General features: G+C 45.7%; 11 protein-coding genes. 4 read left to right on the top strand and 7 right to left on the bottom strand.

Annotated elements, in window-relative coordinates; translation table 11 throughout:
* Positions 1-131 precede the first annotated feature (131 nt).
* Positions 132-953: an AraC family transcriptional regulator gene (locus ABEW32_RS13530; protein WP_318300897.1), complete on the top strand. Its 822-nt coding sequence runs from the start codon at positions 132-134 to the stop codon at positions 951-953.
* Positions 954-1387: 434 nt separating this feature from the next.
* Here the strand turns inward: ABEW32_RS13530 and ABEW32_RS13525 are convergent, their stop codons facing one another.
* The gene (locus ABEW32_RS13525; protein WP_117290633.1) at positions 1388-2275 is read right to left on the bottom strand and encodes an NmrA family NAD(P)-binding protein; all 888 of its coding nucleotides are present in this window, start codon (positions 2273-2275) and stop codon (positions 1388-1390) included.
* A gap of 232 nt (positions 2276-2507) precedes the next feature.
* Between ABEW32_RS13525 and ABEW32_RS13520 the strand changes: the two genes are divergently transcribed.
* Positions 2508-3149 carry a TetR/AcrR family transcriptional regulator gene (locus ABEW32_RS13520; protein ID WP_103042182.1) on the top strand — a complete coding sequence of 214 codons (642 nt, stop codon included), beginning with the start codon at positions 2508-2510 and terminating at the stop codon, positions 3147-3149.
* A gap of 359 nt (positions 3150-3508) precedes the next feature.
* Here ABEW32_RS13520 and ABEW32_RS13515 read toward each other — a convergent pair whose 3' ends face one another.
* The 3 genes from ABEW32_RS13515 to acpS all read right to left on the bottom strand — a co-directional run bounded on the left by ABEW32_RS13515 (position 3509) and on the right by acpS (position 5955).
* Positions 3509-3964: a VOC family protein gene (locus ABEW32_RS13515; protein WP_117290351.1), complete on the bottom strand. Its 456-nt coding sequence runs from the start codon at positions 3962-3964 to the stop codon at positions 3509-3511.
* A 346-nt stretch (positions 3965-4310) separates the two neighbouring features.
* On the bottom strand, positions 4311-5546 hold the full coding sequence (gene mutY / locus ABEW32_RS13510; protein WP_430188500.1) for an A/G-specific adenine glycosylase: 1236 nt from the start codon (positions 5544-5546) through the stop codon (positions 4311-4313).
* A 4-nt stretch (positions 5547-5550) separates the two neighbouring features.
* Entirely contained in the window at positions 5551-5955 is a 405-nt protein-coding gene (gene acpS, locus ABEW32_RS13505; RefSeq protein WP_430188413.1) for a holo-ACP synthase, read from the bottom strand.
* 180 nt (positions 5956-6135) lie between these two features.
* Between acpS and ABEW32_RS13500 the strand changes: the two genes are divergently transcribed.
* Positions 6136-6963: an alpha/beta hydrolase family protein gene (locus tag ABEW32_RS13500; protein WP_430188412.1), complete on the top strand. Its 828-nt coding sequence runs from the start codon at positions 6136-6138 to the stop codon at positions 6961-6963.
* Between the two features lie 91 nt (positions 6964-7054).
* On the opposite strand, the gene nadE is transcribed toward ABEW32_RS13500, so the two are convergent.
* The 3 genes from nadE to ABEW32_RS13485 form a co-directional block, all read right to left on the bottom strand.
* Positions 7055-7864: an NAD(+) synthase gene (nadE, locus tag ABEW32_RS13495; protein ID WP_430188411.1), complete on the bottom strand. Its 810-nt coding sequence runs from the start codon at positions 7862-7864 to the stop codon at positions 7055-7057.
* A gap of 101 nt (positions 7865-7965) precedes the next feature.
* Positions 7966-8400, bottom strand: coding sequence for a BrxA/BrxB family bacilliredoxin (locus ABEW32_RS13490; RefSeq protein ID WP_430188410.1), 435 nt, complete (start codon positions 8398-8400; stop codon positions 7966-7968).
* Positions 8401-8542: 142 nt separating this feature from the next.
* Positions 8543-10282, bottom strand: coding sequence for a two-component system sensor histidine kinase NtrB (locus ABEW32_RS13485; protein ID WP_430188408.1), 1740 nt, complete (start codon positions 10280-10282; stop codon positions 8543-8545).
* Positions 10283-10574: 292 nt separating this feature from the next.
* Between ABEW32_RS13485 and ABEW32_RS13480 the strand changes: the two genes are divergently transcribed.
* A complete protein-coding gene (locus ABEW32_RS13480) occupies positions 10575-11840 on the top strand; it encodes a BaiN/RdsA family NAD(P)/FAD-dependent oxidoreductase (protein WP_430188407.1) in 1266 nt (421 codons plus the stop codon).
* Positions 11841-11963 lie beyond the last annotated feature (123 nt).

Raw genomic sequence — 11963 nt, 5'->3', positions numbered from 1 at the left:
TAAATTATGTTGTTTCCTTGTTTCTTACACCCTAATAATAATTGAATAGTTTTAATAATTATATGGAATAATGTAGACTCTATATGAAACGGTGTGATAATATGCAGAGATGAATTAAGAGGTGAAACCAAATGAGTTCGCATTTTTCCAATCATTCCTATAACAACCTGGATCTTAATTTATACACATGTGGCAAAGAGAGCTGTACCAGCAAACACTCTTATGGTCCAGCCATTCGAAGTGGGTATATGGTGCATTTTATTTTAAAAGGAAAAGGGATCTTTAAAGTCAACGATAAAATCTATCATTTGGAGAAAAACGATGCTTTCTTTATTGAGCCGAAGGTTTTAATTTACTACGAAGCGGATGAAGTCGACCCGTGGGAATATGCCTGGATCGGTTTTAATGGGGTGCAAGCCAAAGAATATCTAAGCCGAACCTGTATCAATAGGGATAATCCCATTTTCCAGTTCGAAGCCGAGGGCAGCCTTGCCCGCTGTATGGAGAGCATCGTCGTTTCTTCTACGCTGAAATCCAACAAAGACCTGCTGCTTGCATCCAAGTTGTATGAATTTCTATATCTGATGTTTGAACTTTATCCTAATCAGGAAGTCAACAATGAGGTAAGACAGCAGCGGTATATTAAAGAAGCGCTTCTCTTTATTCAGCAAAACTATTCACATTTCATTACCGTAAGTGACATTGCCAAATACATTTCAATTGACCGTTCATATTTGCACCGTTTATTTAAACAGCAACTCAATAAGTCACCACAGGAATTTTTATTGCATTTGAGGATTGAAAAATCTTGCTCCCTATTAAAAAATACTTCCCTTAAAATCGGAGATATTGCTCGGTCTGTAGGGTATAAAGATGTACTCCTATTCTCCAAGATGTTTAAAACGGTCAACAAATTGACTCCATCCGAATACCGAAAACATCACCAAGAATAGCACGCTTTGTTCACAACTAAGTTAGGCATTTTCATTCCAGAAACAAAAAAATAGCGGCAGCATGGAGTAACCTCAAGTCCATACTGCCGCTATTTTCAAAAGAAAATAAAGTTCTAGACTAAAAAATAAAGTATTAGATTGACGTTGCTTCATTAGGCTAACAGGCAAGTTAGTTTAAAGTCATTCGATATGAACCTATCACAGGTAAGGATTTTTTTTGTGCGCATTTATCAATAAAGAACAAAGCTCGCTATCGCTTCAGCGAGCTTTGTTCTTTATATGTCAAAACCAAGTCAGAGTAAAACCCTGTTCGAGGTCTGAGATTAGAGCAGGATGAACAGGCTACCATCCCAAGATTCTCCGGGTCAAGTTATCGAAAGAAGTAGCGCACTTAGACGCATTCTCATCCGCAGGTTAACAGCATTCTGGACTGTTTAAACAGATTTATTATACACGTCTGCAAAAATTTCCGCAAAGTCTCCGACCTTGACTTTACCAAGGTGGTAGTCGGTTGCACGGAGGCTGGCGTAGAACTCGTCGGCGTTCTCGCAGGCGCGGTTCATTTGGGCAAACCCGTTGGCAGTGTTCTCGTGGAAGCCGATTTTTTTCATATTCTCAGCAAGAGTTTCAACGGGGATTTGTTGGTATTTGGCTTCAATACCTTTCTCTGCAAGGGCGTTGAGCCAGTCGTTGCCTGTGGCCCAGTCACTAACTATGAACTTCGCGCTTTTACCCGCTGGGGTGTGAGAAATCATGGCGTAAACGACGTTTGCAATATCAACGGGGCTGACCCAGCCTTGTGGGATGTCAACAGAAATTGGGCTGAAAATAGTCTGCTGGGTTTTGAGGCTTTGCATGTCGGCAAAAAGATTGCTGTAAAAGCCGACAGGCCGGATGTGGACAACGTTCACGCTTTCAAGCGAGTTTAGCGCGTCTTCTGCAAAATGATAGCTGTAGAGAATGCCGGCGTTTGCGTTGTCGGCGCCGACTGAGCTGAGGTTGACGACATTTTTTACGCCTGATTTTAGCACAGCGGCCTTATAATTTTCAGCAAGATCAATAGCGGTCTGCCACATGTCGGTACCAGAGGCATAATTGATGCCCGAAATCATGAGGTAAACGACGTCACTACCTGCGAAGGCCTGCGCGAGGAATTCGACGTCGAGGTTTGATCCGACTGCTGGTTTGGCACCAAGCGCTTCGATGTCGGCGATACGATCTTTGGAGCTTGTGATGACGGTGACATCGTGGCCGTCTGCGATTAGGGATGGCAGGTAGTTGCGGTTGATATTGCCGAGTGAGCCGAGAACTGTGATTTTCATTGTGTATTCTCCTTTTTTAATAATGTGATTTCGAGAAATGTATATCGCTTTTGAGACTGTTATCCCTTCCTCGATTGGCTATTCATTACAAGAGAGAATTATACAACGACAAATTAACTAAGTAAACTAAATTAATAAAATTAGTTAATTTAATATTTTTATTCAATATTGTTTGTTGATACAGCTATTTTGATATAATATGATTTGATGAGCATTAGAGGAGGCTTCAATCGTGAGAAAACCCGTGAGCGCAGATCAATATCTAAATAAAATCAAACCTGTAATTAGAAGAACCAGATTCAGCCAACTGAAAATTGACGATATCGCAAAACATATGGATATTAGTAAAGTGACGCTTTACAAGCACTTTTCATCCAAAGATGAAATCATCGAACAGGTTGTAGAGTATGGAATTCAGTATTTGCAGCAGGCTGACACCGTTGTATATGATGATTCCGTTTCATATATTGATCGATTTCAAAAAACGTTTCTGGAATCGTTAATAGGTGTTATTTATTTATCCGATTTGTTCCTGCAAGACCTCAAGGAGTTTTATCCACGACTTTTTGAAAAAATTTCCGTTGCTCAACAAAATAGAATTAAAAATTTACAATCATTTTTTCAATCCGGTATGGATAAGAAGATTTTTAACAGAATGCACGCTGCGCTGTCCTTAGTTCAAGATGATGCGACGCTTCGGCGCATTATGGAACCGACCTTTAGTATTCAATGGTATGATCTGACCTTGAAACAAGCCGTTATGGAGTTTTATAGAATGAAACAGTATCAAGTGATTAGTCCAGAATATCTGGATACTGTTGACGATTCAATTATCGAAAAAGAAATCATTCGCATTTTACAAACCATTTCGTAAACGCGTTCGTTTCCTACGACTTGTTCTCATTGATGCTATCGTCCCGTTATCGGAGTAATCGTTGTAAAATTTGTAGCTTATAACGCTAAAAGGCCATCCGGGTAGATGACCATTAAACTTAGCGGTTAGAGATAGCGCGGTAAACCGTATCACTGTAAATCATTATGCTAACGTAGAAACGATAATTGAATAAACGACGAAAATGAAGCTGCCTGTGTTGACCGGTAGCTTCATTACATTAACGGGCAGGATAGTTCAGTTATATGTGTATAGTCCCAGACAATCCATGTGGGGCATGGTACGCCATGGTTAGGACAGAAAAGCGGCAAACCATTTTTTTGTGTTTGCCGCTTTTCTTATTATTTTCCATGCAATTGGCTCCAGTCCTTCCAGGACATTATATTAAGTTCAGGCCTTGGCTTTTCATCCAACATAGCGATAAATTCAACGGAATGCCCATCGGGGTCATCAAAGTAGATAGAGACCGCGGGCATAAACGGAAAGACAGTCAATTCTTCTGAACTATCACCAAAGAAATTGGTCGATTCAATTCCAAGTTCATTTAAGTAATTCCTTGCCTTAACGATATCCTCTAATTCAACTCTAAATGCGAAATGCTGACGCTGTACGTCCCTACTAGGGTAATTTTCCCTAATCCCAAGCATAGACTCGCCAGCTTTACCGATCCAGTAAAACTTCGACTTTCGAATATGATCTTCTTGCAGTGGAATTATGTTAAGCAATTTCTCATAAAACCTTGCTGAGGTCTCATAGTTACTTACATTTATATGTGTCTCGAACAACCCTTTAATCATCTTATTTTCCCCCTCTGCAATACATCTTGTTAGATATTATTTCCTTATTAACTTTATCACCGTTACACCAGTTCTGCCTGTCACCCAAGCATTCTTCATGTGATTTTCATATAGAATATAAGGAAGTTTAGTAACAGAGAGAATTAGAAAGATTGAACGTAAACTGACTGCTGGTCACTAGTAAAAGATCATTTTGAATAAATTGTTGTTAAGCTAACGGGAAACGTTAGTTTAATGGAAACAGCGACAGTCTAGGACTTTATTTTCTCGTCCTTAGTTGTCGCTGTTTCCATTTTCTAGGCTAAGTCTAATACTCTATCTTTTGCCGACAGTTATTTTATTAACATCAGTTCTCTTTTTGCTTCGCATAATATTCGGTGATCAGATCAAGGAACACCTTGGGAAACGCCAAGGTGGACATATCCGCCTCGCTGATCCAGCGGTACCCTGCTGGCAGCGTATTGTGCGTATGCTCCGCCTGCTCAGCGAGCGCAATCAACGCACCTGGCTTCGCCGCGGTGGTGCTGTAGCTGGCCCGCTGCTCGGCAGCCAGCGGCTGTTTGCCCGCCTCCCCGGGAAGGGCGGCGACCTCTTCACACTGGAACACACACAGGTTCCAGTGAATGTGGCTGAACGTGTGCTCCGCCTCACGTACGTACCGCACCGGGCGCGCATACACGCCCTCTGCCAACAAATGAGCCGCCAGATGATCCATAGCTGGCTCATCCGGCACCGGGCCGTTGTAGCCCTCCGGCCCGGCAAGCTCATGCGGCAGCTCCCACATGCGGGCCAACAGGCCCTTGGCCGGGCGCTGACGCACAAGCAGGCGGCCTGCGTTCTCGCCGCTACCCTCGATAAGGGCGACGGAGCGAGGCTCCAGGCGCGGCGGCTTTGCTTTTGTTTTGACTGGCAGCGTCTCCTCACGGCCTGCCAGCCTGCCCGAGCAATGCTCCATGACCGGGCAGGTCAGACAATGAGGCGACTTTGGCGTGCAGACCAGCGCCCCCAGCTCCATCAGCGCCTGATTAAAATCAGAGGCCCTCCCTTCGGGAATCAGCTCCCTGACCAGGCTTTCCATATGCGACCGCGTGCTACCCTTCATAATATCCTCTTCAATAAGGAAATAACGCGACAGCACACGCATCACATTCCCGTCTACAGCAGGCTCTGGTCGATTAAAGGCAATGCTCATAATGGCCCCCGTCGTATATGGACCTACACCTTTCAATGCCGCAACAGCCTGCGTATCATCTGGCACCTGCCCACCGTGAAGCTCAACTACCTGTTTTGCCGCCGTTTGCAAATTCCGGGCCCGTGAATAATACCCTAGCCCTTCCCACAGCTTGAGCACATCTTCCTCGGGCGCTTCGGCCAGCGCCTCAATCGTTGGAAAACGTGCGATAAAGCGATTAAAATACGGAATGACCGTATCGACACGTGTCTGCTGGAGCATAATTTCCGAAACCCAGATATAAAACGGATTCCGATGACGACGCCACGGCAAGTCGCGTTTGTTACGTGTATACCAGTTTAACAGTTCAAAACTAAAATAACGCTTTTGTTCCAATGTATTTGTAGTCATCCCATCACGTCTCCTTATATTCGACAATCACAAAAGCAGAGGCAATGTTAGGCTGATGTGTAATACTCAAGTGAATGCTGTAATTTGAATCACCTGTATTCGGCAATCTCAGTCGATCCCATGCAGCCGAAGACAAATAAACTACGGGTCTTCCCCCAGGTTCAGGTAAAATATCCATATCGCTGAAGCCGATGATTTGCCCAATTCCACAGCCAAAGGCTTTCGTTACTGCTTCCTTGGCGGCAAAGCGCCCTGCTACGAACTCCGCTAGTCTCCCCTTGCGTTCCACTGCAAGCTCGCGTTCTGTCGGGGTCAACACCCGATTCAAAAACGCATCTGCATATTTACCTGCCAAAATATGAGCCATACGGCTTATTTCCAGCACATCATGTCCAATTCCGTAGATCATTTGGGTAGTCCCCGTCCTTTTTACTTTACTGCATCTATTGTAACAGTGCGTCTGCACCCTGGCGAGTCACACAGGCGTAAAAGCGTCACCAAAATATGTTAAAATAAGAAAGGCAAGTGGTGAATGCTTGAATTCGCTAGTATGCCAGTTTAAAAACTCCCTGTAGAAAGGAAGGATAGGATGTCAGAAACCATTGTGGTTGAAGCAGGTACCGATGCAGGAACAGATGCAGTGATCCGTGCCTCCTGGTTTCCCGCTAAACATACGGCCAAGAGCCTGCTCATCATCGCTCATGGCTACAAAGGATTTAAGGATTGGGGGATGTTCCCCTTTATAGCAGAAGCATTGAGTATGGATAACCATGTCGTAACCTTCAACTTTTCACATAATGGCATAGGTGAGGATCTGGAGAATTTTACCGAGCTGGAAAAGTTCGCACGCAACACCTATAGCCGCGAACAAGAGGATTTGGAGCTATTGCTGTCCAATCTGAGAGCACGCCATGAATTCAGGGAATTACCGTTGTTTCTGTTAGGACATAGCCGAGGTGCGGGAAGCTGCTTTGTATATGCTCTGGATCATCCCGGAGAGATTGCTGGCGTCATTTCATGGAATGGTGTGACAGACCTTGATCTGTTTACCTTGCCGCAAAAAGAAGAAATGCGCGCCAAGGGACGCAGCTATGTGCAAAACGCCAGAACCGGACAACAGCTTCCGCTGGATGCTGTCATTTTGGACGACCTGGAGCATAACCGCGAGCGTTTTGCTATCGTAGACAGGCTTGCTCATAGCCAGCTCCCAGCTGTGCTTATCCAGGGAACTGAAGATTCCAAACGTCTACGGGAAGGCTCTGCCCAGCTCACCTCCGTTCGTCCAGACATCGAGTGGGTACAAATTCAAGGCGGCAATCATACCTTTAACACCGTTCATCCCTTCCAGGGAGGCAGTCTTCCACTGGATCAGGCGATTACCGAAACCCGCCGCTTCATTGACTGGATCACCAATTAGACGATAGCCCCTTCAATACAAACGGCGATCCGCCGGGCGGATCGCCGCATTTATTTACTTGAGCATGTTACGATTCCAAAATGATTCATGCTTACACTCCCGGAATGCTTGTCCGCTTATGTGCTGTACGTGTAAAAAAGCTTTCCAGCTTTTCGCGCGCCGCCGGGTCAATTTCCTTGCCTTCCAGGTAGTCGCTGTTTGCTTCGTAGGAGATCCCCAGTTCCTTTTCATCCGTCTGGCCTTCCCACAATCCTGCAGTAGGCGCTTTGTCCAAAATAGCCTGCGGAACTCCGAGATAGCTGGCCAGCAAACGCACCTGACGTTTGTTGAGCGTGCTGAGCGGCGTAATATCGACCGCACCATCGCCCCATTTGGTATAAAAGCCTGTAATGGCTTCTGATGCATGATCTGTCCCCACAACGAGCAGGTTCAGTTCATTCGCAAGTGCGTACTGAACCACCATACGTGTTCTCGCCTTTACATTCCCTCTCACTTGCGGAGTAATGGAACGTTCCAGCCCCATATCCTTTAATGCATGCTCCACTTCCACGGCAACCTCGTCCACGGCTTCCTTAATGTTCGTTTCACCGGCATATTTCAGGCCGAACGCTTTCGCCACCGCGTAGCTATGCTCGATATCCTCCTGTTGACCATAAGGCTGGAATACACCCAAGGTTTTGTATTCTTGCCCTTGCTCCTGCGTCAACTCATCTGTAGCCTGCTTGCACAAGGCGGCTGCTACGGCACTGTCAATCCCGCCACTGATGGCGATCAACAGCCCTTTGCTTCCTGTTTTTGTTACGTACGACTTGAGGAAATCCACACGCTTGCGGACCTCCGCCTCTACGTTGATCGTGGGCTGTACTCCCAATTCAGCAATAATCTGTTCCTGCAAACTCATCAGATAAGCACCTCTTTTTTAGGAATTTCCTTCACAAGCCAACACGCAAAAGCCCCGGCAAGTTTCGCAAGCGAAACTGCGGGGGCGCAGCTTGAGTAGTCTTACCGGCAAAAACGATCAAATGCACTGGTCAAATCGGCGGCAATCTGATCTGCCGAACGATCCTCCACCTGATGACGCTCGATGAAGTGAACCAGCTCGCCGTCTTTCAACAGCGCGATCGAAGGGGAAGATGGCGGATACGGTGCGAAAAATTCGCGAGCCTTTGCCGTTGCTTCCTTATCCTGTCCCGCAAAAACCGTGTACAGATGATCCGGCGTAACATCATGCTTTAGCGCTTCAGCTACACCTGGGCGGCATTGGCCTGCGGCACAACCGCATACGGAGTTCACAACCACCAGCACTGTACCTTTAGCATTAGGAAGCTTAGCCTCCACATCTTCAGAAGTACGCAATTCCTGAATCCCAAGATTCGTCAGTTCATCGCGCATAGGCTGAACTGAATCTCTCATATATTGATCGAAAGACATAGACATATTCTTTCACTCCTTTTCGATAAATCATGTATACTACGTTTCTAATTTCATCCTTTGCCGTAGTAAAGGCATGGACATCTAAAGCTCATTATACAATCTTTTTCACGTAATTTGCAAAAAATCCAGTTACATCTTTGCACAATTATTTCTGTATCGAATTTATGACAGGCGACTCAGAATGCTCCCGATAAGTCGGAATGGTTCTGCGCAAACGAACTTTAAACTGTGTCCCCATGCCCTCCGCCGAATCTACGGCGATCGTACCGTGATGACGCTCCACTATACTTTGGCATAAGGCCAGACCCAAGCCTGTACCTTTCGTTTTGGTTGTGTAAAAAGGCTGGAACAGCTTTTCAAGCTGTTTTTGCGGAATTCCCGGACCGGTGTCCCTCACTTCCAGCTCCACAAAATCCCCTTCCTCATGAGTAGAAATGGTCAACACTCCCTTTTCCCCCATAGCCTCCATCGCATTACGCGATAGATTAAGCAGCAATTGCTTGATTTCCTTAGGATTCAGATGCAGCATCGTCACATGATCCTCCAGCTTTAACTCAATCGTCTGCCCTCTCAGGTTCGCATCTGCCCACAATAGAGGCGTTAGTTCACGAATGATATCATGCAGATGACACTGCTCCTTCTCGACAATTCGATTCTGGGCCAGGGAAAGAAAATCATTAATGATCCCGTTCGCCCGATCCAGCTCCTCCATCACTATGCGGTAATAATGACCTAGGGAATCGGGGCTTTTCTCGCGCATAAGCTGTAAAAACCCGCGTACAACCGCCATCGGGTTACGTATTTCATGAGTAATGCCTGCAGCCATCTGTCCGACCAGACTGAGCCTCTCGAAATTGCCCAGCTCACTCCGTAATGTCTCCAGCTCTGTGATGTCCTGCAAGGCGATAATGACGCCTGTTGTTTGATTGATATGTTTATCCCGAATAGGAAGGAAACTGGAGAAGAATACTTTGGGAGATACATTTATAAGGTCGGCACTTGTTTCTCCTTCCAATGCTTTCGCAACTCGTTCGTTGATTACAGGCGAAGCGCTAAAACCGTTTAACGAGTTTAAAGGACGGCCTACGACCTCAGGCAGCGTTATATAGGGATCTAAGTCCCGGTAGAGCTCCAGCATCGTTTTGTTCATATGTATAATTCGTTCTTCGCTGTCCAAAGTAACAAGAGATAACGGCATCAAATCCATGACTTGACGCAGCTTATCCACTTCGATTAAATATTTGCTCGTAAACTCAGTTACATCTCGCCGCAGCGTCAGTTTCTCAAAGGCATTATGCATCAGGCTTACGACCGCAAAACTTGCCAGTACACCTACAGCTATATTCCAAAACGTTGTAAGTAGATCAGGAATGTATACCGAAACTTCCTGTTTGCCCCAGAATAGCGGTAATAGAGCCTTGAGCAGCATATCAGCCACAACATATGCGGAAATCATGAGCTTTTTGTCCAACAATGTTCCTCTTTGAAAAAACTTGACATGCAGTAGCATAAAAGGAAAAAGGATAAAAGCAGTGCCCACATACACTGGGGACATTTCTATCGACTGCGCTATAATCAGGACACCCGCCAATGCAGAAGCAGCGACTACAAAGGAAGTGCGACGTGTGCCGTACATGACGCCCACAGCAAGGGGAATAATACCGAGATTGGAAGGTAGACCATATGGAGGCTGGTATTGAAAGAGCGAACATAGCAATATGGCTGGCAAGCAACACAAATAAAGTATTCCCTGATGAGGTCCGGGAAGCAGATTGCCTACCCAAACCTTTTTCTTATCCCCATAATCCGTTAATATAGAGAAAAAACCCGCCGATATAACGGCAAGGAGAACTTGGAGCACACTTTCCTTCAACGCAATTAACAAGGACTTCTCCCCCTCATCATCTTTCCTTGACGCCGTTAGTTGAATTAAAGCACAGGCTACAATATATTACAATATATGTGTTAAAATCCCGGTGTAGAACGACAAATTCTGCTAAATACCGGATATATATAAGAGAATCGTTTTTACGTATTTTCTTGCTATGCAAAATAGGAGATATACGCAGCTACTGTGCTCTGAGGCTATCTAAAGAGGCGGTATTACGATATGATGGAAAATCTGTTACGCTATTCTGAATTTTTTTGAAAATTTGTCGACGAAAAGGAAGAGGTTTATGACTTACGATGTTATTGTGATCGGAGGCGGCTCAGCCGGGTTAATGGCAGCGGCTGCTGCCAGTGTCAAGGGCGCCAAGGTGCTTTTAGTGGAAAAGGGAAGTAAACTCGGGCGAAAGCTCGGCATCTCCGGCGGAGGTCGCTGCAATGTCACCAATGCCAAAGAGCTGGATGAACTCATTCGCCACATTCCCGGCAATGGCCGTTTTCTGCATAGTGCCCTGGCTGCCTTCAGCAATCGGGATATCATCGCCTTTTTTGAACAGCTGGGTATAGCCTTAAAGGAAGAAGACAACGGACGTATGTTTCCAGTAACGGACAAAGCCAAAACAGTAGTCGATGCTTTGATTAATAAGGTACGCTCCCAAGGGGTCGAAATTCGGACAAGCTGCCCTGTTCAGGAAGTGATTTACAAAGAAGGTCATACGGCTGGCGTGCGGCTGCGTTCTGGTGAAATGCTGCGTAGCCGTAACGTCATAGTTGCTGTTGGTGGCAAATCCGTCCCGCATACAGGCTCGGAAGGTGATGGCTATGCATGGGCAGAGCAAGCAGGGCATACCATTACGGAGTTATATCCAACAGAGGTCCCGTTAACGTCAGGTGAGACCTTTATCCAGACAAAAGAGCTTCAGGGACTCTCTTTGCGAAACATCAGCCTGACCGTATGGAATGCAAAGCAAAAGAAGGTTGTCGTTCATGAAGGGGATATGATTTTCACACATTTTGGTTTATCTGGGCCAACCGCATTGCGTTGCAGTCAGTTTGTCGTCAAGGGCATGAAAAAGGATAAGGTAAACACGGTGTTGTTAACTCTCGATTTACAGCCTCACAAACATGCTGATGAAGTCTACCGTGAGACGCTGGAACTGGCATCGGTCGATGCTAAAAAGGCGATCAAAAACGTGCTTAAACCTTATTTACCGGAACGCATGATTCCGTTGTTGCTTCAGCAAGCTGAACTGCGTGAAGATTTGACCTATGATCATATTCCCAAGCAGCAATGGCAAGAACTCGCCCATCGAATCAAGGCGTTTCCCATTCGTGTGAATGGTACGCTCTCTCTGAAGGAAGCATTTGTTACCGGAGGCGGTGTGAACTTGAAGGAAATTAATCCGAAAACAATGGAGTCCAAGCTGATGCCTGGATTGTTTTTCTGCGGTGAGATTTTGGATATCCACGGTTACACTGGGGGCTATAATATCACAGCGGCGTTTACGACAGGGCATACAGCAGGGACGCAAGCGGCTTTAAACGAGATGCTGTAGGAGTGGGAAGCACTTCGCGTAGGATTTGATCTTACGATCGTTGTCCCTTCTCCAGATTCAAATTCTCCGCTTCGCTATAAATCGCCACTACAACCGCATTTTTTAGGAAAAGGAAATTAAAAA

It is taken from the genome of Paenibacillus jamilae, from assembly GCF_050482105.1.
Taxonomy (GTDB): Bacteria; Bacillota; Bacilli; order Paenibacillales; family Paenibacillaceae; genus Paenibacillus; species Paenibacillus jamilae_B.
Note: the sequence above shows the minus strand (reverse complement) of the source record. Positions and strands in the feature narration are given on the sequence as shown.

Excerpts from the sequence above, each read along its gene's own strand:
- ABEW32_RS13525 (WP_117290633.1), bottom strand. The coding sequence starts at position 2,275 with ATGAAAATCACAGTTCTCGGCTCACTCGGCAATATCAACCGCAACTAC.
- mutY (WP_430188500.1), bottom strand. The coding sequence starts at position 5,546 with ATGACTACAAATACATTGGAACAAAAGCGTTATTTTAGTTTTGAACTG.
- nadE (WP_430188411.1), bottom strand. The coding sequence starts at position 7,864 with ATGAGTTTGCAGGAACAGATTATTGCTGAATTGGGAGTACAGCCCACG.
- acpS (WP_430188413.1), bottom strand. The coding sequence starts at position 5,955 with ATGATCTACGGAATTGGACATGATGTGCTGGAAATAAGCCGTATGGCT.
- ABEW32_RS13530 (WP_318300897.1), top strand. The coding sequence starts at position 132 with ATGAGTTCGCATTTTTCCAATCATTCCTATAACAACCTGGATCTTAAT.
- ABEW32_RS13515 (WP_117290351.1), bottom strand. The coding sequence starts at position 3,964 with ATGATTAAAGGGTTGTTCGAGACACATATAAATGTAAGTAACTATGAG.
- ABEW32_RS13500 (WP_430188412.1), top strand. The coding sequence starts at position 6,136 with ATGTCAGAAACCATTGTGGTTGAAGCAGGTACCGATGCAGGAACAGAT.
- ABEW32_RS13490 (WP_430188410.1), bottom strand. The coding sequence starts at position 8,400 with ATGTCTATGTCTTTCGATCAATATATGAGAGATTCAGTTCAGCCTATG.
- ABEW32_RS13480 (WP_430188407.1), top strand. The coding sequence starts at position 10,575 with ATGACTTACGATGTTATTGTGATCGGAGGCGGCTCAGCCGGGTTAATG.